Source organism: Streptomyces sp. BE303 (assembly GCF_036290945.1).
Classification (GTDB): domain Bacteria; phylum Actinomycetota; class Actinomycetes; order Streptomycetales; family Streptomycetaceae; genus Kitasatospora.
The window spans coordinates 1-19,611 of the sequence record NZ_JAQYWZ010000907.1 but is presented as its reverse complement, the minus strand read 5'-3'; the positions used below and the strand labels follow the sequence as shown (position 1 = coordinate 19,611).

At 75.9% G+C, this 19,611-nt stretch carries 11 protein-coding genes; 3 read left to right on the top strand and 8 right to left on the bottom strand.

Features of this window, described 5'->3' with window-relative positions:
- Positions 1-414: 414 nt before the first annotated feature.
- Positions 415-954 (bottom strand): hypothetical protein, encoded by a 540-nt coding sequence (locus PUR56_RS35480; RefSeq protein WP_329875229.1) that lies wholly within the window; start codon positions 952-954, stop codon positions 415-417.
- 159 nt (positions 955-1,113) lie between these two features.
- On the opposite strand from PUR56_RS35480, the gene PUR56_RS35475 reads away from it, so the two are divergent.
- Positions 1,114-3,192, top strand: coding sequence for an AfsR/SARP family transcriptional regulator (locus tag PUR56_RS35475; protein WP_329875227.1), 2,079 nt, complete (start codon positions 1,114-1,116; stop codon positions 3,190-3,192).
- 154 nt (positions 3,193-3,346) lie between these two features.
- Here the strand turns inward: PUR56_RS35475 and PUR56_RS35470 are convergent, their stop codons facing one another.
- Positions 3,347-4,090, bottom strand: a complete 744-nt coding sequence (locus PUR56_RS35470; protein ID WP_329875225.1) for a thioesterase II family protein — start codon at positions 4,088-4,090, stop codon at positions 3,347-3,349.
- Between the two features lie 360 nt (positions 4,091-4,450).
- On the opposite strand from PUR56_RS35470, the gene PUR56_RS35465 reads away from it, so the two are divergent.
- Both PUR56_RS35465 and PUR56_RS35460 read left to right on the top strand, forming a co-directional pair.
- On the top strand, positions 4,451-6,385 hold the full coding sequence (locus PUR56_RS35465; protein ID WP_329875223.1) for an AfsR/SARP family transcriptional regulator: 1,935 nt from the start codon (positions 4,451-4,453) through the stop codon (positions 6,383-6,385).
- A gap of 94 nt (positions 6,386-6,479) precedes the next feature.
- Positions 6,480-7,145, top strand: a complete 666-nt coding sequence (locus tag PUR56_RS35460) for an O-methyltransferase (protein ID WP_329951992.1) — start codon at positions 6,480-6,482, stop codon at positions 7,143-7,145.
- Positions 7,146-7,218: 73 nt separating this feature from the next.
- On the opposite strand, the gene PUR56_RS35455 is transcribed toward PUR56_RS35460, so the two are convergent.
- The 6 genes from PUR56_RS35455 to PUR56_RS35430 form a co-directional block, all read right to left on the bottom strand.
- On the bottom strand, positions 7,219-8,313 hold the full coding sequence (locus PUR56_RS35455; RefSeq protein WP_329952002.1) for an HAD-IIIC family phosphatase: 1,095 nt from the start codon (positions 8,311-8,313) through the stop codon (positions 7,219-7,221).
- A 5-nt stretch (positions 8,314-8,318) separates the two neighbouring features.
- Positions 8,319-9,440, bottom strand: a complete 1,122-nt coding sequence (locus PUR56_RS35450) for an acyl-CoA dehydrogenase family protein (RefSeq protein ID WP_329875219.1) — start codon at positions 9,438-9,440, stop codon at positions 8,319-8,321.
- On the bottom strand, positions 9,433-9,723 hold the full coding sequence (locus tag PUR56_RS35445; protein WP_329875217.1) for an acyl carrier protein: 291 nt from the start codon (positions 9,721-9,723) through the stop codon (positions 9,433-9,435). Before PUR56_RS35445 ends, PUR56_RS35450 begins: the two co-directional genes overlap by 8 nt.
- A complete protein-coding gene (locus PUR56_RS35440; RefSeq protein ID WP_329951991.1) occupies positions 9,723-10,589 on the bottom strand; it encodes a 3-hydroxyacyl-CoA dehydrogenase family protein in 867 nt (288 codons plus the stop codon). Before PUR56_RS35440 ends, PUR56_RS35445 begins: the two co-directional genes overlap by 1 nt.
- The gene (locus PUR56_RS35435; protein ID WP_329951990.1) at positions 10,586-17,002 is read right to left on the bottom strand and encodes a type I polyketide synthase; all 6,417 of its coding nucleotides are present in this window, start codon (positions 17,000-17,002) and stop codon (positions 10,586-10,588) included. The genes PUR56_RS35440 and PUR56_RS35435 overlap by 4 nt, the downstream gene beginning before the upstream one ends.
- A gap of 94 nt (positions 17,003-17,096) precedes the next feature.
- The coding region (locus PUR56_RS35430) for a type I polyketide synthase (RefSeq protein WP_329951989.1) at positions 17,097-19,611 on the bottom strand (2,515 nt) is incomplete at its 5' end.

The following is a 19,611-nucleotide window of genomic DNA, read 5'->3' as shown; positions in this document are numbered from 1 at the left end:
TGCTGTGGAGCGGTCCGCAACAGGCCGTCTCCCTACCACAGGGAGGAGGTCGTCGCGCCTCCCGCAAACCTGGGATGTCACCGGTCGCCGCCGGATGGGAAGGTCTGTCCCGGTGCCGCCCCTGAAGGGGGGTCCGCCCCGCACCCATGACGCCCTCCCGGCAGAGGAGTTCCTGCCCCATGCCACGCGCCCCTCACCCCGGAGTACCCGCCGACCGACGAGACCCCCGCCCCGCCTCCCGCAACGCCGAGGACCCCGAACGCCGGACGGCCCGGCTGTCCGAGGGTGACCGGGCCGCTCGTACCGGAGCCCTCGCGCCGTGCCCCGAGGGCTCCGGTCCGGAACCGGAGGAGGAGGCGGTTCGGCCGGGCGGACTACTCGCCGCCCCGCCCGGCCGTCACCACCGCGCCGCCGTCAGTTCCAGGGGTTGGCCTGCTGGTCGTTGATGGCGGTCCAGAAGCGGGCGTTGGGGGCGATGTTGCCGTACGCCCAGAAGCTCCACCCGCCGACGTAGTCCAGGTTCGGGCCGTAGCGGCCGTCGTGGAACTCGGCCTGGCGCCAGCCGGTGCCGAAGGCCGCCTGGCAGACGCTGTTCGCGGCGGCCTGGCTGTTCAGCCGCGAACCCTTCACCGGCTGGCTGAGCGCGACGGTGCCGCCGGACCAACCGTTGTAGAAGCCGATGCTGATGCCGTCCGGCGCCGGGCTGCCGTCCACGGTGATGCAGAGGACCGGCAGCGAGACGGACGGGAGGGTGTCGCCGTTGTACGGGTCGCTCGGCGTCGAGTGCGCCGGGCCGCCGACCTGGACGGTCCCGTCAGGGCCCGACGCGAGCACCTTCCAGGTCATTCCCTTGTGGGTGGCCGGCCCGGCGGCCTGCGCGGTGCTTGCCGAGAGGGGGACGAGGGCCAGGCCGAGTGCGACGGCCAGGGCTGCGGCCTGCTTCATGCGCTTCATCCAGCTGCTCCTTGAGTGTGGGGGAGCCGGCCCCAGCGGGGCCGGTGGGAGAAGACTCCCAACCGGATGCACAAAGTTGACACGAGTCCGTCATTGAGTGGTCACGAGCTTCGAAGGTATCCGGGTCGGCTCGACGTCGGCCAACCACGGGAGGGACGCATGGAGTTCAGGATTCTGGGGCCACTGGAGGTGTGGACCGACGACGGGAGACGGGCCCGGACGGAAGGGGCCAAGCAGGAGCGGATGCTCGGCACCCTGCTGCTGAACGCCGGGGCCGTCGTCCCGGTGGCCCGCCTGGTCGACGCGGTCTGGGGCGACGAACCGCCGGCCACGGCCCACCGCCAGGTACGGAACCTCGCCGGGCTGCTGCGGCGCAAGCTCGCCGCCGCCCAGGACGGGCCGCCGGTGCTGCTCACCGACGGCCCCGGCTACCGGATCGCACCGAACGGCCACCAGGTGGACGCCCTGACCTTCGCCCACCGGGTGTCGGTGGCGCGCCGACTGGCCGAGCACGGCGAACCCGCGGCAGCCGTCGAGGAGTTCCGATCGGCACTCGGCCTGTGGCGCGGCCCGGTGCTGGACGGGCTGTCCGGCAGCCTGGTGGCCGCCGGCTCGGTGGCACTGAACGAACTGCGGCTCACCGCCTGGGAGAACTGCCTGGACCTGGAGGCCGAACTCGGCCGGCACCGGCAGACCGTCCCGGAGCTGACCGCGCTGGTCGCCGAACACCCGCTCCGGGACCGCCTCGTGACGCAGCTCGTCCGGGCCCTGCACCGGGCTGGCCGGCAGGCCGACGGACTCGCCGCCTACCGCCGGTTCGCGCGACAGCTGGCTGACGAACTGGGCCTCGACCCCGGGCCGGAGCTCCAGCTCCTGCACCAGGAGTTGCTGAAGGACGGGCCCGCCCCGGCCGCCCGCCCGCCCCGCACCCGGCAGCAGGTGCCCAGGCCCGCCCAACTGCCGCCCGCGCTGGCCACCTTCGTCGGGCGGAGGGCGGAACTCGGCGCCCTGGACGGCCTCGCCGACCCGGCCGGATCGGCCGGCTCGGTCGGCGCCGCCGGCATCGGCGTGGTGACCGGCGGCGCCGGGACGGGCAAGACCGCCCTCGCCGTGCACTGGGCCCACCAGGTCCGCGAGCGCTTCCCCGACGGTCAGCTCCACGTCAACCTGCGCGGGTTCGCCTTCGGCCCGCCGCTGGCCCCGGGCGAGGCGCTGGCCCGCTTCCTGCGGGCCCTCGGCACCGATCGCGAGCGGATACCCGGCACCGTCGACGAGAGCGCCGCCCTGTACCGGTCGCTGCTCGCCGACCGCAGGGTCCTGGTACTGCTCGACAACGCCCGCAACGCCGAACAGGTCCGCCCGCTGCTGCCCGGCTCGGCGGGCTCGCTGGCCCTGGTGACCGGTCGGGACGGGCTGGCCGGGCTCACCGCCTGCGACGGCGCCCGGCGGCTGGTGCTCGACGTCCTGCCCCAGCCCGACGCCGTCGAACTGCTCGCCCGGATCACCGGCGCCGACCGCACCCGCGCCGAACCCCGCGCCGCCGCCGAACTCGCCGCCGCCTGCGGCCACCTGCCGCTCGCCCTCGGCATCGCCGCGGGCCGCCTCGCGGAACGACCCCACCGCACCCTGGTGGAGCACGCCGCCGAACTGCGCGACGCGGAGGACCGCTTCACCGCGCTCCAGATCGACGGCGACGCCACCTCCGCCGTCCGGGTCGCCTTCGACCTCTCCTACCGCGCCCTGCAACCCGCCGCCCAGCGGCTCTTCCGACTCCTCGGCCTGGCCCCCGGCAACTGCGTCAGCACGGCCGCGGCCGCCGCACTCTCCGGCGCGGCCACCGCCGCGACCAGACCGGTACTCGAACACCTCGCCGCCGCCCACCTGCTCAACCCCGCCGGCCCGGACCGCTACCGCCTCCACGACCTGCTGCGCTGCTACGCCGCCGAACGCGCCACCGCCGAAACCGGCCCCGCCGACCGCGCCGCCGCCCGGGAACGCCTCCGCTCCTGGTACCTGCACCACGCGGAGGCGGCGGCCCGCCTGCTCACCCCGCAGCGCCGGCGCCCGCCGCTCACCGCCGCGGGCCCCTGGTACGAGCCGCCGCGCTTCACCACCCCGGCCGAGGCGCGGCAGTGGTGCGAGAGCGAGCACTCGTACCTGGCGGAGACCCTCCGGTTCGCCGCCGAGCCCGGCCTCGACTCGCGGCCCGTGCCGACGCCGGGCAGCGCGACCGGCTGACCCCGGCGCCGCCACGGGCGGTGCACCTCGGGCGATGCACCTCGGGCGGTGCCCGCCTGGCCGCTGCCGGCCGCGCCGGCCGGGCTCGCGGACAACGCGTTGCGGGCCTCGGACGGTGCGCGCCGATCCCGGGCGCGCAGATCCCGGGCGCGCCCTATCCCAGGCGGGTGCTGAGCAGGTCGATGACCTCGGCGGCCCGGTCGACCAGGTAGAAGTGGCCGCCGGGGAAGAGGGTGAGGTCGAACTCGCCCGAGGTGTGGGCGGACCAGCGGCGGACCTCGTCGACCGCGGCGCGGGGGTCGCTGTCGCCGAGCAGCGCGCTGATCGGCGAGGAGAGGACGGCGTCCGGACTGCCCCGGTAGCCGGCGACCGCGCGGTAGTCGCCGCGGACGGCGGGCAGGATCATCTCCAGCAGCTCCGGATCCGCCAGCATCCAGGCATCCGTGCCGTTCAACCTCTTGATGTCGGCGACGAGTTCCTCGTCGGTGGGATCGATCGGCACCCCGGCGGGCGCGGTCGGGGCGGAGCGGCCACTGACGAGGAGCCGGGCGGGCGGGCGGCCGGCCCGTTCCAGGCGCAGCGCGACCTCGAACGCGACCAGGGCCCCCATGCTGTGGCCGAACAGGGTCAACGGGGCGTCGCTCCACGGGTCGAGGGCCGTCGCGATCTCCTCCGCGAGGCGTCCTATGTCGTCGATGACCGGCTCCGTGCGACGGTCCTGACGCCCGGGGTACTGCACCGCGACGACCTCGGCCCGCAGGCTCAGCGCGGTGGCGAGGGGACGGAAGAACGCCGCGGATCCCCCGGCGTGGGGGAAGCAGACCAGTCGGTGGGCGCCGGCCGGTGCCGGCTCGAAGCGCCGGCACCAGAGGCTGTCGAGGGTCTCGGGGAGTGTCATGCCGGGGGTCCTTCCGGTGGGAGTGGCGGCGCGGACGCGGCGAGGCGGCGTGCCGCGAGGAGCGAGCAGCGGGTGTGATGAACGGATGTCAAGCCAGCTCAGGAGGGCCGGTCGTGATCGAGTGCCGACTTGTCATGCATGGCTGACGGTGGATCACCGCAAACCCGACTCCTCACGATCAGTCAGAATTGGCTCGTTTCGGTGATCTGCGGCCGGCCATCCCGAGAAGCGGTTGTGGACGATAGAGCGCCCCCATACATTCACTTGAGTCATCCCGTTGATACTGAGCGCGACCGTCGGGGGAGTCCGGTCGCCGCTTCGGGCGGGGCTATTTCCCTGTGCCAGGAAACGAGGCCACTCGTGCAGTTCAGGATGCTCGGACCGCTTTCCGTCCAGGTGGACGGGCGTGAGTGTGCGGTGTCGGCACCGCGCCAGCGGGTGGTACTCGCGCTCCTGCTGATCAACGCCAACCACGTGGTGTCGGTGGACCGGATCGCGGCGGCGGTCTGGGACGGCGGACCGCCCCCGAGCGCGTCCGCGACCGTGCGCACCTACGTGATGAGGCTCCGTCAGGTCCTGGGGGCGGTCGCCGGGCGGCGGATCCGGACCCAGGCGCCGGGGTACCTGATCGACCTGGCCGAGGACGAGACCGACCTCGGCCGCTTCACCGCGCACCGCAGCCGGGCCGCCGCGCACGTGCGGGCGGGCGAGCTGGAACGCGCCTCGGTCGAGTACGCGGCGGCGCTGGCGCTGTGGCGCGGCGACCCGCTGGTGGACATCCCCTCGCGCGGCCTGCGGGACGTGGAGGGCCGCTACCTGCAGGAACTGCGCCTGCAGACCCTGGAGTCGCGCCTGGACGCCGACCTCGCGCTGCGCCGGCACAACGAGATCCTGCCCGAGCTGTGGCGCGAGGTCCAGGAGAGCCCGCTGCGCGAGGCGCTGGTCAGCCGGCTGATGCTCGCGCTGTTCCGGGCCGGCCGGCAGTCGGAGGCGCTGAGCCAGTTCCAGCTGACCCGGGCCGCGCTGATCGACCAGCTCGGGGCGGAGCCGGGCAGTGAGCTGCGCGAGATGCAGCGCCGGATCCTGGCCGCGGACGACCTGCTGGGCGGCGAGGGCGGCGGCTCCACGGCCGACGGCCCGCCGCCGTGGATCGGGCGCCGCCCCCGGCCCGCCCAACTGCCTGCCCGAATAGACGTGTTGGTCGGCCGGGACGGCGAGCACGCGGACCTGGCGCGGCGGCTCACCGCCGACGCCCTGCCGGGCGGCGCCGCCACGGTCACCGTGGTCACCGGCGCCGGCGGGGTCGGCAAGAGCGCGTTGGCCCTGCACGTGGCCCACGCCGTGCGGGAGCGCTTCGGGAACGGCCAGCTCTACGCCGACCTGGGCGGGCGGGACCACCCGGTGGAGCCGATCGAGGTGCTCGGCCGGTTCCTGGTGGACCTCGGAGTGCCCGAGGCGGAGGTGCCGGCCACCGAGGAGCAGGCCGCCCTGCTCTACCGCTCGATCACGGCCGACCGCCGGGTGCTGGTGGTGCTGGAGGACGCGCGGAGCGCCGCGCAGGTGCGCCCGCTGGTCCCCGGCTGTCCGGACAGCCGGACGCTCGTCACCAGCCGCGACCGGCTGGCCGACCTGGACGGCGCCCACATCGTCACCCTCTCCGCATTGGACGAGGCGGCCTCGCTGGACCTGCTCGGCTCGATCGTCGGCCGCCGGCAGCCGGAGGCGGAGCCGCGCGCCGCCCGGGCGGTGGTGCAGTACTGCTCGGGCCTGCCGCTGGCGGTGCGCATCGTCGGGGCCCGCTACCTGGGACGGCCGCACTGGGACCTCGACACGCTGGCCCGGCGGCTGGCGGGAGCGCCCCGACTGCTGGACGAGCTGAGGATCGGCGACCTCGGGGTGCGGGCCGGCCTGGAGGTCGGCTACCGCGCGCTGGGCGAGGACGCGCAGCTGCCGCCCGGGCTGCCCGATCCGGCGGCGGTGCTGCGGCTGCTCGGCGCGGTGGGTGCGGAGGACGTGGACGCCACCGCGCTGGCGGCGCTGCTCGACTGCGCGCCGTCGGCGGCCGAAGCCGTTCTGGAAGCACTGGCCGACGCACACCTGGTGCGGGCCTGCGGCGGCGGCCGCTACCACCTGGACCACCTGCTGAGGGCCTACGCCCGGGAGCGGGCGCTCGCGGAGGACCCGCCCGAGCGGTGGACGCAGGCGAAGTGCGGCGGGCCGGTCAGGCCCCACCGGCACGTCGTGAGCAGGCCGGCCGGCCCGGGCCGGCCGGATCCGCGGCCGGTCAGGTCGTGACGGCCCGACGGCGGGCCGCGGCCCGCGTTGACGTACTTGACGCATCAGGTCCTCCGACCCTTCGACTTTCCGACCCATTCCACTGAGGAGTCCCATGGCCCAGCAGGTGGCAGCCACCGACGAGCTGCTCGACTACATCCGTCAGGTCTCGCTGAGGGACGATCCGCTGCTCGCCGAGCTGCGCGCCGAGACGGCCGGCCTGCCGGCCGGCGAGGCGATGCAGGTGATGGCCGAGGAGGGACAACTACTCGCCCTGCTCGTCGGGTTGACCGGCGCGCGGTCGGTCCTGGAGATCGGTACCTTCACCGGCTACAGCACCCTCTGCATGGCCCGCGCCCTGCCACCCGGCGGAACGCTGGTGACCTGTGACATCACCGAGCGCTGGCCCGCGATCGGTGCCGGTTACTGGGAGCGCGCCGGGGTCGCGGACCGGATCGAGCTGCGGATCGGGGACGCGGTGGAGACCCTGGCCAAGCTGACGGCGGAGCGTGGACCGGAGTCCTTCGACCTCGTCTTCATCGACGCCGACAAGGTCAACTACCCCCGCTACTACGAGGATTCCCTCGTCCTTCTGCGGCCGGGCGGGCTGTTGGTCGTGGACAACACGCTCTTTTTCGGCCGGGTGGCGGACCCGTCCCACCGGGACGCGGACACCCTGGGCGTCAGGGAGCTGAACACGGCGCTGCACACCGACGAACGGGTGGAGATCTCGCTGCTGGCGATGGCCGACGGCATCACGCTGGTCCGCAAGCGCCCGTAGCGCGACGGCCCGGGCGGCGCCCTGCGGGCGGCCACCCCGAACCACGGGGGGCCGCCCGCGGCGGGCCGCGCCGTCAGCCGGTGGCCGCCAGGTCGGCGGCGACCAGCTCCACCGTCGGTGAACCGGCCCGGGGGCCGGGCACCAGGTGCAGGAACTGGACGTCCGTCGCCGCGGAGTCCCGGTCGGCCGCCGCCGTGCAGCCGCACTCCGACTCCTCGAAGCCGGCGAAACGGTAGGCGATCTCCATCATCCGGTTCCGGTCGGTGGCCCGGAAGTCGGCGGTCAGGTGGACCCCGGCCCGGGACGCCTGGTCGATCAGCCAGTCGAGGATGGTCGTCCCCGCTCCGTAGCTGACCACCCGGCAGGAGGTGGCCAGCAGCTTGAGGTGCCAGCTCCCGGCCCGACGCTCGACCAGGAGCACGCCGACCGCGCCGTGCGGCCCGAAGCGGTCGGCCATGCTCGCCACCAGCACCTCGTGCCCGGGATCGGAGCGCAGCTCGCGCAGCCGCCGGTCCGAGTAGTGCACGCCGGTGGCGTTCATCTGGCTGGTCCGCAGCGTCAGTTCCTCCAGCCGGGCGATGTCCTCGGCGCCGGCCCGGTCGATCCGCATCACCAGCTCCAGCGAGCGCAGGAACTCCGTGTCGGGTGCGGTGGAGGCGGCCCGCTCGGCGTCCCGCCGGAAGCCCGCCTGGTACATCTCGCGCCGCCGGCGGGAGTCGGCGGTGCGGTGCGCGGGAGTGAACTCCGGCAGGTCGAGCAGGTCGGCGGCCCGCTCGGCCGGGTAGCAGCGCACCTCGGGCAGGTGGAAGGCCACCTCGGCCCGCTCGGCCGGCCGGTCGTCGACGAACGCGACGGTCCCCGGCGCGAAGTTCAGCCGGTCGGCGATCGCTCGCACCGACGCCGACTTGGTGCCCCAGCCGATCTGCGGCAGGACGAAGTACTCGGCCAGGCCGAGCTGTTCCAGCCGGGCCCAGGCCGGCTCGTGGTCGTTCTTGCTGGCCACCGACTGCAGGATGCCGCGGGCGTCCAGCTCGATGACGACCTTGCGGAGCTCCTCCGGCACCCTCACGTCGTCGCCCTCCGACAGGGTGCCCTGCCAGAGCGTGTCGTCCAGGTCCCAGACCAGGCACTTGACGGTCGCCCCGGTCGCCCCGGTCGCCTCTGTCACCCCGGTCACCGCTCCTCCCTCCCGTACGAGGCCAGCACGTGTTCGGCCAGCAGCAGGCGGCACAGTTCGCTGCTGCCCTCGATGATCTCCATCAGCTTGGCGTCCCGGTAGGCGCGCGCCACCACCGTGCCGTCGCTCGCACCGGCCGAGGCCAGCACCTGCACCGCCGTCGCGGCGGCCCGGGCGGCCTGTTCGGCGCTCACCTGCTTGGCCAGGACGGTGGCGACCACCTGCTCGGCCGAGCCGGAGTCCCAGCAGCGCGAGGCGTGCTCGCAGATCCGGGTGGCGGTCCGCTCGGCCACCAGCAGGTCCGCCAGGTGGCCGGCCACCAGCTGGTGCTCCCCGATCGGGCGGCCGAACTGCTCCCGCCGGGCGGCGTGCCCGGCGGCGGCCCGCAGGCAGGCCCGCAGGATGCCGACGCAGCCCCAGGCCACCGACATCCGCCCGTAGGAGAGCGCGGTGGTCACCAGCAGCGGCAGCGGCAGGGCCGCGCCGCCCAGCAGGTTCCCGGCCGGCACCCGGACGCCGTCCAGCTCGATGTCGCAGTGCCCGGCGGCCCGGCAGCCCAGCGGGTCGGCGATCGGACGGATCCGGACCCCCGGGGTGTCGGTGGGCACCACGACGGCCGCCGCGCCGTCCTCGTAGCGGCCGAAGACCACCAGCAGGTCGGCGTAGCGGGCGGCGGTGATCCACTTCTTCCGTCCGTCCAGCACGAGACGGTCGCCGTCCGCCCGGACGGTGGTGGACATCGCGGACAGGTCGCTGCCCGCGCCGGGCTCGCTGAACGCGACCGCCGCCAGCTGCCCGGAGGTCAGCCCGGGCAGCCAGGCGCGCTCCTGGTCCGGCAGCCCGAACCGCGCGATGGTCCAGCCGGCCATCCCCTGGGAGGTCTGCACGCTGCGCAGTGAGCTGCACAACGCGCCGGTGCCGGCGGTCAGTTCGCCGTTCTGCAGGCTGCTCATGCCGAGTCCGCCGAAGCGCTGGGGCAGTTGGGCGCAGAGCAGTCCCTCCGCGCCGAGTTCCCGCAGCAGCGGCTGCGGGATCAGCCCGGCCAGGTCCCAGCCCTCGGCCCGGTCGCCGACCGCCGATTCGATCCGGGCCAGCGCCCGGGCGAGGTCGTCAGCCATCCTGGCTCCCGGCGGCCTGCCGCAGACGGGTGACCAGGGCGGTCATCACCGTGACCGTGCGGAAGTTGTCCAGCCGCAGGTCGGCGCCGCGGATGCTGACGTCGAACGACTTCTCCAGGTGCACCACCAGCTCCATCGCGAAGAGCGAGGACTGACCGCCGTCCTTGAAGAGGTCGGTGTCGGGCTCCCAGGCGGTGCGGGTGCGGCTCTCCAGGAAGTTCAGGATCTCCTGCTGGACGGCCTCGGTGTCCTCGACGGTCCGCTCGCTGCCGACGGTGCTCATCAGTTCTCCTTCTCGTAGGTGTAGAAGCCCGAGCCGCTCTTGCGGCCGAGCTTTCCCTCGCGGACCTTCTCCAAGAGCAGGTCGCAGGGCCGGCAGCTGTCGTCCCCGGTGCGCTCCCAGAGCACCTGGAGCGAGTCGACCAGGTTGTCGATGCCGATCAGGTCCGCCGTGCGCATCGGTCCGGTGGGGTGGCCCAGGCAGCCCTGCATCAGCTCGTCGACCGCCTCCACGCTCGCGGTGCCCGCCTGCACCACCCGGGCCGCGGTGTTGATCATCGGGTGCAGGACCCGGCTGGTGACGAAGCCCGGGGAGTCGTTCACCACCACGCTCTGCCGGCCGAGTGCGCCCAGCAGCTCGCGGACCGCGGCCATCACGGCCTCCCCGGTGCGGGGGCCGCGCACCACCTCGACCGTCCGGATCAGGCTGGGCGGGTTCATGAAGTGGGTGCCGAGCAGCTCGGCCGGGCGGGCGACGGCGTCGGCCAGCTCGTCGATCGGGATCGACGAGGTGTTCGAGATCAGCGGCGTGCCGGGGAGCACGGCCGCGGACACCTCCTTGAGCAGCACGGCCTTCAGCCCGGCGTTCTCCGTGACGGCCTCGATCACCGCCCGCGCCCCGGCCAGCGCCGGGAGCGAGTCGGTCGTGCGCAGCTCGCCGGCCTCGACACCGGACGGCAGCCGGCCCATCAGTTCGGCCAGCCGCAGGCCCCGGGCGATGCCCTCCTCGGCGCGGACCAACTGCCGCGGATCGGTGTCGACCAGCGTCACGGGGACGCCGTGGCCCAGTGCCAGGGTGCTGATGCCGGTGCCCATCACACCGGCCCCCAGGATCACCAGCCCGGCCGGCGGCGGTGCGGTGTCGTTCATGAGTCCTCCCCATCGTCGTGCCCGGTCCCGCGCAGGACGGCGCTCAGCCACTCCCGCACGGTGTTCGCGGTGGTCTCCACGTGTTCCTCCATCAGCGACCAGTGGTCCCCCGGGACGTCGGCGACGGTGTGCGCGCCGGGCCAGGAGGATCGCCAGTCGACGGTGCTGCCGGGGGCCGGCTCGGCCAGCGGGCTGGAGGCCCGCACCAGCAGGACCGGCGCGTCGATCGCCGGCGGCCGCCAGCCCTCCAGGAGCTGGAAGTAGCGGCCCATCGCGGTCAGCCGGGTGTCGTCCAGCGGCGCGGCCCGGTCCTCGCGTGCGAACATGCCGCTGATCAGGACGTCGTTGAACTGGGTCATCGCCCGGTCGCCGGAAAGGTAGGTGTCCAGCAGCACCACGGCCGCCGCCGGGGTGCCGAGCTGTTCCAGCCGGACCGCCGCCGCGTGCGCCAGGGTGCCGCCGGAGGAGGAGCCGACCAGGACCAGCGGCCGGCCCCCCGCGCCCTCGCGCACGGTCCGGGCCTGGAAGTCGATCAGGGCGGAGAACTCCTCCGGCAGCGGCTCCCCCGGGGTGAAGCCCGGCGCGTCCAGCGCGCTGACGCCGTGGTGGCCGCGGAAGTGCGTGCCGAAGCGGGCGTACTGGTGGGCGCCGCCGAGCGCCACGATCGAACCGAAGCAGACCAGCTGTGCCCGCGCGGTGTCCTCCCGCGGCGGCTCGACCAGGTCGAGCAGCACCGGCCGGTCGGCCGCCGCCAGGAGCTCCGGGCCGGTGGCGCAGGACGGGCGCAGCGCGGACGCCAGCCCGAGGAGCCGGATGCCGGTGTCGATCCGGCCCAGCTCGCAGGCCTGTCGGAACAGCGTGCCGACCGGTTCGGCGCCGCTCGCGCCCGCCGGGCCGCCCAGGTGCCCGGCCCGGTCGGCGGCGGGGCCGGTGGCGGGGCCGGACGGCGAGAGCGCCGAGGCCAGGTCGGTGAGCAGCCGGTCGGCCAGCCGGGTCGGGGTGCCGGTGTCGAAGACCAGGGTGGGCCGCAGCGGCAGGCCGGTCGCGCCGGCCAGCCGGTTGCGCAGCTCGACCGCGGTGAGCGAGTCGAAGCCCTGCGCCAGGAAGGCGGTGTCCATCACCACGCCCTCCGCGTCGGCGTGGCCCAGCACCTCGGCGGCCTGCCCGCGCACCAGCTCCGCCAGCAGCGCGGCCCGGTCCGCCGCGTCGGCGCCGGCCAGTCGCAGCCGCAGCTCCGCTCCCGCGTCGGCGGCGCCCCGCGCGGTCCCGCCGGGGTGACGGCCCGGGGAACGGGGCGCCCGGCGCACCAGCGCGCGCAGCAGATGGGGGACGGGGGCGTCGGCCGGCGCGATGAGGTCGAGGCGGATCGGCACCAGGGTGGTGGCGTCCGTCCCGAGCGCGGCGTCGAACAGCGCCAGCCCCTCGGTACTGGACAGCGCCGAGGCGCCGCTGCGGGTGATCCTGCGCAGATCGGTCTCGGCCAGCGGGCCGGTCAGGGCGCTGCGCTGTTCCCACAGGCCCCAGGCCAGCGACAGCGCCGGCCGGTGCTCGCGACGGCGCAGCGCCATCAGGGCGTCCAGGCCCGCGTTGGCCGCGGCGTAGGACGCCTGGCCCGGGCTGCCGAAGACGCCGGCGGCGGAGCTGAAGGCCACGAAGGCGGTCAGGTCGGCCTCGGCGGTCAGCTCGTGCAGCAGCCAGGCACCCCCCAGCTTCGGGGCCAGCACGGTGGCCAGCCGTTCGGCGGTCAGTGACTCCAGCACACCGTCGTCCAGGACGGCGGCGGTGTGGACCACGGCGCGCAGCGGGTGCGCCGTGGGGATCGCGGCCAGGGCCCGCGCGAGGTCCCGGCGGTCCGTCACGTCGCAGGCGGTGAGGGTGACCTGCGCCCCCGCCGCGGTGAGCTCGGCGGTCAGTTCGGCGGCGCCGGGGCCGTCCGGACCGCGTCGGCCGAGCAGCAGGAGGTGCCGCACGCCGTGTTCGGCGGTCAGGTGGCGGGCCAGCAGACCGGCCAGGGTGCCGCCGGCGCCGGTGATCAGCACGGTGCCGTCCGGGTCGAACGCGACGGCGGGTGCGACCGCTGCGGCGGGCGCGGACTCCTCCGGTTCGGTGCTCGTGGATTCGGTGCTCCTGGGCTCCGCGCCCGTGTTCTCCGTGCTCGCGGGTTCGCTCGCGGGTTCGCTCGCGGGTTCGGTGGGCCTGGCGAGCCGGGCCGCGTACAGCACGCCGTCGCGGACGGCGAGTTGCGGCTCGCCGTCGGGCAGGAGGAGCGCCGGGAGTGCCAGGGCGGTGCCCTCCGGACCGTCGGTGTCCAGCAGGACGAACCAGCCCGGGTGCTCCAGCTGGGCGGCGCGCAGCAGCCCCCAGACCGCCGCGCCGGCCACGTCCACCGGCTCGTCGCCGAGGTCCACCGCGCCGCGGGTCACCACGACCACCGGCGCGTCGGCCTTCGGGGCGGCCAGGTGCTCCTGGAGGGCGGCGAGTACGGCCGCCGTCGCGTCGAGGGCATGGGCGGCGGGGTCGGCGGCTGCGTCCGGCGCGGGGCAGGGGAGCAGCAGCAGCCGGGGCGCGTCGCCGGACGGGGCGCCGGGCGGCAGCAGGTCCCCGTCCGGTCGCAGCGCGGCCCAGCCCGGCGCGGCGGCGGCCGGGGCGGGCAGCCTGGTCCAGTCGAGCCGGAACATCGACCGGGCGGACGGGCGCAGCGGGCCGAGGGCGGCGGCGCGCATGACCAGCGAGCCGACTTCGGCCACCGGCCGGTCGTGGCGGTCGGTGATCCGCAGGCCGACGCTGTTCGTGCCGTCCGTGCCGTCCGGGCGCATCCGCACCCGGAGCACCTGGTCCTCGCTGGGGCGGAGGGTGACCCGCTGCCAGCTGAACGGCAGCGGGACACCGGCCGTCGCGTTCCCGTTCCCGGGGCCGGAGTCGCCCCCGGCGGTGCCCCGGGGGCGCACGCCGACGCTCTGCAGGGCGGCGTCCAGCAGCGCCGGGTGGAGGGTGAAGCCCGTCTCCGGGGCGACCTGTTCGGGCAGCGCGACCTCGGCGAACACCTCGTCGCCGCGCCGCCAGACCGCCCGCAGGCCCCGGAACGCCGGCCCGTAGTCGATCCCGCGGGCCCGGAAGCCCGCGTAGCAGTCGGCCGGGTCGACCGGCACCGCGCCGGCCGGCGGCCAGCTCCCGCTCGCGGCACCGGACGCTTCCGCCGGGCGGTCGCGGTCGCCGTGGCCGTCGCCGTCGGCCGGGCCGAGCAGACCGCTCGCGTGCAGGGACCACGGCTCGTCCGGCTCGCCGCCCTGCTCGCGGGAGTGCAGTTCGACGGCGCGCTCGCCCTGTCCGTCCGCGTCTCCGACGGTCAGCCGCAGCTGGACCGCGGCGTCGGGCCCGAGCACCAGCGGCGCAGCGAGCGTCAGCTCCAGCACGCGCGGGCTGCCCAGCCGGGCGCCGACCGTGGCCGCCAGTTCGAGGTGGGCGACACCGGGCAGCAGGACAGTCCCCGCGACCGCGTGGTCGGCCAGCCAGGGGTGGGTGGCCAGGGAGAGCCGGCCGGTGCAGACCAGCCCTCCGCTGTGCGGCAGTTCGACCAGGGAGGTCAGCAGCGGGTGCCCGAGCGGGCTCTGCCCGGCCGAGACCGGGTCGCCGTCGGCCGCCGGCGCGTCCAGCCAGTACCGCTGCCGCTGGAACGGGTAGGTGGGCAGTGCGTGCGGGCCGGCGGGGGCGTCGGCGACCACCGGCCGCCAGTCCACCGGGAGCCCCCGGACGTGCGCCTCGCCGAGGGCGTGCAGCAGTCGTCGCTGCCCGCCGTCCTCGCGGTGCAGCGTGCCGAGCACCACGGTCTGCCCGACACCGACACCGACACCGGCGCCGACACCGCCGTTGGCCTCGGCCTCGGCCTCCGCGGCGGTGGCCTCGATGCCGAAGGTGAGGGTCGGATGCGGGCTGATCTCCAGGAAGCTCCGGTGCCCCTCGGCCAGCAACTGCCGGACGGCCCGGTGGAAGTGCACGGTCCCGCGCAGGTTGCGGAACCAGTAGTCGGGCGTCAGCGCGTGCGCGGCGACCCGGCCCACCTCCACGGTGGAGATCATCGGCACACCGCCCGCCAGCGGGGTGATCCCGGCCAGCGCCGAGTGCAGACCCTCGCGCAGGCCGTCCACGGCCGCCGAGTGCGCCGCGTACTCCGCGGGCAGCCGCCAGCACGGCACGCCGTCCTCGGCCAGCTCCGCCAGCAGGGCGGCCACCTGCTCGCCGTCCCCGGCGACCACCACCACCCGGGGGCCGTTGACCGCCGCGACCTCCACCGTCGGCCGGGTGGCCAGCCGCCCGGCCAGCTCCTGCGGCGCCAGCAGCACGGTGGCCATCGCGCTGCCGCCGCTGACACCGGCCAGGGCCCGGCTGCGCAGCGCGACCACCCTGGCCGCGTCCTCCAGCGACAGCAGGCCCGCCACACAGGCCGCCGCCACCTCGCCCTGGCTGTGCCCGACCACCGCGGCCGGGCGCACCCCGTGCGCCAGCCAGAGCGCGGCCAGCGAGACCAGCACCGAGAACAGCACCGGCTGCGCGACCTCCACCCGGTCCAACGGGTCGCCGGCGCGCAGCAGTTCGCTCGGCGAGAAGTCCACGTACGCGCTCAGCGCCTTCTCGCAGTCGGCCATCCGCTCGGCGAACACCGGCGAACTGTCGAGCAGCTCGGCCGCCATGCCCGGCCACTGACTGCCCAGGCCCGGGAAGACGAAGACCGGCCTGGACGCTCCCTGCGACGCGCTGCCGCGGACCACCCGGGGGTCGGCCCGGTCCTCGGCCAGCGCCGCCAGCGCGCCGAGGAGGTCCTCGCTCCCCTCGCCGACCAGCACCGCCCGCTCGGCGAACCGGCTGCGCCCGAGCGCCAGCGCCCGCCCGACCGCGTGCGGGTCGACCGGCGGCGCGGCGGACAGGTGCTCGAAAAGCCGGGCCGCCTGGGCCCGCAGCGCCTCCGGGGTCCGCGCCGACAGCGGCCAGCCCGCCGGCCGCCCGGACGGCGCGACCGGTCCGGTGGCGGGCTCCGGCGGCGCGGCCTCCAGGATCACGTGCGCGTTGGTGCCGCTCGCCCCGAAGGAGGAGACCCCCGCTCGGCGCGGCCGGCCGGTCCGGGGCCAGTCCCGTGCCTCGGCCAGCAGCTCGACCGCGCCGTCGCTCCACTCCACCTGGGCCGAGGGGCGGTCCAGGTGCAGGCTGCGCGGCAGCCGGCCGTGGGTCATCGCCAGCACCGTCTTGATCACCCCGCCGACGCCCGCCGCGGCCTGGGTGTGGCTGATGTTGGACTTCAGCGAGCCCAGCAGCAGCGGCCGGTCCGCCGGGCGGTCCTGCCCGTAGGTGGCGAGCAGCGCCTGGGCCTCGATCGGGTCGCCGAGCCGGGTGCCGGTGCCGTGCGCCTCGACCGCGTCCACCTCGGCCGCCGTCAGGCCCGCGTCCGCCAGCGCCGCCCGGATCACCCGCTGCTGGGAGGGGCCGTTGGGCGCGGCGATGCCGTTGCTGGCACCGTCCTGGTTGACCGCCGAGCCGCGCACCACGGCCAGCACCGGATGGCCGAGCCGCCGGGCGTCGGAGAGCCGCTCCAACAGCACCAGCCCCACGCCCTCGCCGAAGCCGGCACCGTCCGCCGCGTCCGCGAAGGGCTTGCACCGGCCGTCCGGGGCCAGGCCCCGCTGGCGGCTGAAGCCGACGTACAGGCCCGGCGTGGACATCACGGTCACGCCGCCCGCCAGCGCCAGGCCGATCTCACCGGCCCGCAGCGCCTGGCAGGCCAGGTGGATCGCCACCAGCGAGGACGAGCAGGCGGTGTCCAGGGTCACCGCCGGGCCCTCCAGGCCCAGCGTGTACGCGATCCGGCCGGAGGCGATGCTCGGCACGCTGCCGGTGCCCAGGAAGCCCTCCAGCTCGGCCGGGACGCTGCGCAGCCGGGCCGCGTACTCGTTGTACATCACCCCCGCGTAGACGCCGGTGGCGCTGCCGCGCAGGGTGTGCGGGTCGATGCCGGCCCGCTCGACCGCCTCCCAGGAGGTCTCCAGGAGCAGGCGCTGCTGCGGGTCCATGGCCAGCGCCTCGCGCGGGCTGATCCCGAAGAAGCCGGGGTCGAACGCGGTCGCGTCGTGCAGGAAGCCCCCCTCGCGGGTGTAGAAGGTGCCGGGGGTGTCGGGGTCGGCGTCGAAGAGCCCCTCGATGTCCCAGCCGCGGTCGGTGGGGAAGCCGGAGACCGCGTCGCGCTCGGCGAGCAGCAGTTCCCACAGGTCCTCCGGCCCACGCACCCCGCCGGGGTAGCGGCAGGCCATCGCGACGATCGCGATCGGCTCGCCGGCCCGGTCGGTCAGCCGCCGGTTCTCCTCGCGCAGCCGTTCGTTGGCGAGCAGGGAGGCGCGCAGGGCCTCGACCACCTCGTCGGTCTGCATGGTCTTCTGCTCCCTCTCGGACGTCGGCCGCGGGTCGGCCGGAGGTACGGGTGCCGGTGGTACGGGTGCCGGCGGGATCGCCGCCGGGGGGCTGTCAGGCACGGTCGCCGTCCATCGCGAGGCGGACCAGGTCCGCGACGTCCATGGCGCGGATCGCCTCCTGCTGTCCGGGATCCCCGTCGGCCGGATCCCCGTCGGCCGGGTCGGCGTCCGGGCCGGGCTCGGCGGACGCCGGCTCGGCGAGCGCCAGCAGGTTGTCCAGCAGCCCGGCCGAGCGCAGCCGCTCCAGCGGGACGGCGGCCAGCAGCCGGCGGACGTCGGCCTCCCCGCCGGCCGGAGCACCGGCCCCGGACGGCGCCGGGACGGCGGGCAGCAGCCGCTCGGCCAGGTGGTCGGCCACCGCAGCCGGGCTCGGATAGTCGAACACCAGCGTGGCGGGCAGCCGCAGGCCGCTGGCCGCGTTCAGCCGGTTGCGCAGCTCCACCGCCATCAGCGAGTCGAAGCCGACCTCCTTGAACGCCCGGTCCGGGTCGACCGCCTGCGGGCCGTCGTGGCCCAGCACCTCGGCGACCCGGGCCCGGACCAGCTCGACGAGGGCGGTCAGGCGCTCGTCGGCGCCCATCACGGCCAGCCGGCGCCGGAGCGAACCGGCCTCGGCCGCGTCGTCCCCGGCGGCGATCCGCCGGGGCAGTGCACGCACCAGCGCGCGGAACAGCGCGGGGACACCGGCCGCGCCGGTCTGCGCCCGCAGCTTCCCGAGGTCCAGTTTGACCGGCAGCAGCAGGGCCCGGGCCGAGCCGAGCGCGGTGTCGAACAGCGCCAGGCCCTCCTCGGCGGAGATCGCCGCCACCCCGCCCCGGTCGAGCCGGCGCAGGTCCGTCTCGTCCAGCCGGCCGGTCAGGGCGCTGCGGGGCTCCCACAGGCCCCAGGCGAGCGACTGCCCGGCCAGTCCGGCGGCCCGGCGCTGCTGAGCCAGGGCGTCCAGGAAGGCGTTGGCCGCCGCGTAGCTGCCCTGGCCGGCGCTGCCGACCGTGCCGGAGGCGGAGGAGAAGAGGACGAACGCGGACAGGTCCAGTCCGCGGGTGAGCTCGTGCAGGTGGAGCGCCGCGTCGACCTTCGGCCGCAGCACCGGGTCGATCCGCTCCGGGGTCAGCGACTCGACGACGCCGTCGTCCAGCACGCCGGCCGAGTGCACCACGGCGGTCAGCGGGTGCTCGGGCGAGACGCCCGCGAGCAGCTCGGCCACTGCGGCGCGCTCGCCGAGGTCGCAGGCCGCCACCGAGGCCCGCGCGCCGAGTCCGGCCAGTTCGGTCGCCAGCGCCACTGTCGCCGGGTCGTCCGTGCCCCGCCGGCTCGCCAGCAGCAGGTGCCGCACACCGTGCGCGGTCACCAGGTGCCGGGCGACCAGCGAACCGAGCACCCCGCCCGCGCCGGTCACCAGGACGGTGCCGCCCTCGGCGGGCGTGAAGGCCGCAGGTGCGGCCGCCGGTACGCGGGTCAGCCGGGCGGCCAGCACCGCGCCCCGGCGCAGGGCCAGTTGGGGCTCGTGACCGGCGGCGAGCGCGGGCAGCAGGGCGGGCAGCGCGGCCGGGTCGTCGGTGTCCACCAGCACGAACCGGTCCGGGTGCTCGGACTGTGCCGAGCGGACCAGGCCGCGCACCGCCGCCGCCGCGAGGTCGGCGACGCCCTCGGCCTCGTCGACCGCGACGGCCGCCCGGGTGGCCAGGACCAGGGTCGACTCGGCGCGGTCCTCGTCCGCCAGCCAGGTCTGGAGCAGCCGCAGGGTGTCGGCCAGCGCGGCGCGGACGCCCGCCGGGTCCTGCCCCGCCGGCGCGCAGTGCACCAGGACACCCGCGGGCGCCGCGGCGGCCGGCGGCAGCGCCGCGCCCAGCTCGGCCGCCGCCCAGTCCGCGGCCGGCGCGGCGGCCGGCTTCAGGGCGACCTGCTGCCAGTCCAGTTGGAAGAGCGAGTCGCCGGCCGGTCGCGCGGCGCGCAGCGCGGCCAGCTCGACCGGGCGGATCACCAGCGACTCGACCGAGGCCACCGGGCGGCCGGTCGGGTCCGCCACCGTGATCGCCACCGAGCCGGTCGCGTCGTAGGAGAGCTTCACCCGCAGCACGGTGGCGCCCGCCGCGTACAGCCGCACGCCGGTCCAGGCGAACGGCAGCCGTGCCGTGCCCGGCTCCTCCTGCTGGTCGGCGCCGTCCTTCGGCACCAGCCACAGGCCGTGCAGCGCGGCGTCCAGCAGGGCCGGGTGCAGGCCGAACGCGGCCGCCTGGCCGTGCTGGTCCTGGGGCAGCCGCACCTCGGTCCAGACCTCGTCCCCGCGTCGCCAGGCGGCGGTCAGGCCCCGGAAGGCGGGGCCGTAGCCGTAGCCGAACGACTCGAAGCGCTCGTACAGGCCCTCCACCGGGACGGGCTCCGCGCCGGGCGGCGGCCACGCCGCCAGGTCCTCCTCCGGAGCGCTCGCCGGTGGTGGGGTGGTGAGGGTGCCGGTGGCGTGGAGGGTCCAGGTGGTGGTGTGTTCGGGGCGGGAGGAGATGGTGAGGGTGCGGTGGTGGGTGGTGTCGGGGGTGGTGGTGCGGATCTGGAGGTGGTGGGGGGTGGGG